The sequence below is a fragment of the Litorimonas sp. genome (assembly GCA_029936425.1).
Classification (GTDB): Bacteria; Pseudomonadota; Alphaproteobacteria; order Caulobacterales; family Maricaulaceae; genus Litorimonas.
The window spans coordinates 1-1,001 of record JAPYSU010000190.1; the positions used below are offsets into that span (position 1 = coordinate 1).

Sequence of the window (1,001 nt, forward strand, 5' to 3'; positions counted from 1 at the left end):
TTCTCCTACAATGCGAACCGAATAGGCTCTACCATCGTCTAAAAAACATCTAATCTTTAATGCCTCATCGACGGCCCTATGGCTTCTACCCGGCAGTGGACAAGGATCATCCATATCATAGTAGTCCAGTCCTCGATAGGGATTTTCAAATGATGCTGACTCGGGGGTCAATCGCTTGACGAATTTGCTGATTTCCCCACCAGCCTCATCAAAGCTTTGAAAACAATGTAGAGGAAGACTTCTTTCAGAAAATGCCTTGATAAAATTGATCAAAGCACCAGTCTGAACCATATAAACATCTTTTGTCCACTTAATCTGCTTTTCATGATCATCTGTTTTATCGAGTATTTCCTTACTTTCTTCGCTGTACCAACTTCTACCATTAAGGCACACTCCTTCATCTTTGTCGCAGGATACAGGAGAATCACTAAAATAACAGACAAATAGTCGGCTTATTTCTTCATTTGGCTTGTCTTTAAAACTCTGCCAAGCGTCGAGAACCTCAAAGACAGGACCTGTGAGCGGATACCACCCTTGATCTACGAGATCTTGTTGCTCTTTGGGTTCGGAAGGCCAATCACCCGGCATTTTGAGTCGGTAGCGATATACATTATTGGTCTCTGTCCATAACGTAAAATCAGGCATGGGCTGGCACTGGAAATTCGATAACGGTTCACCAATCCTTTCGCCAAGCAGACAGATAACGCCTATACATCGCGGATCGGAGGGACGTAGAATATTTTCCTGATAGGTCTTTAGTTGATCAATCCCCTGTTCCTCGATCCAGGTTCGCCATTCCATAGCTTCGATAAAATTATGCCGCGCCGCCCGCTGCAGTTTCGCACTGGACGTGTCGCGCACCCTTTCCATATAGTCTTTCATATCTCGGGAATAAGAAATGAAAAGCTGATCGTTATCCGCCCGAGAACGTCCTGCCTCTCTCGGCATGATGTTTTGAATTGGCATACCTCCTCCTTCCCGATTTTTTGCCATCTTATATC

General features: G+C 44.7%; 1 protein-coding gene. It reads right to left on the reverse strand.

The annotated features are described in order from the left end of the window. The coding region (locus tag ACN0IC_RS15890; RefSeq protein ID WP_416879708.1) for a hypothetical protein at window positions 1-966 on the reverse strand (966 nt) is incomplete at its 3' end. Window positions 967-1,001: the final 35 nt, after the last annotated feature.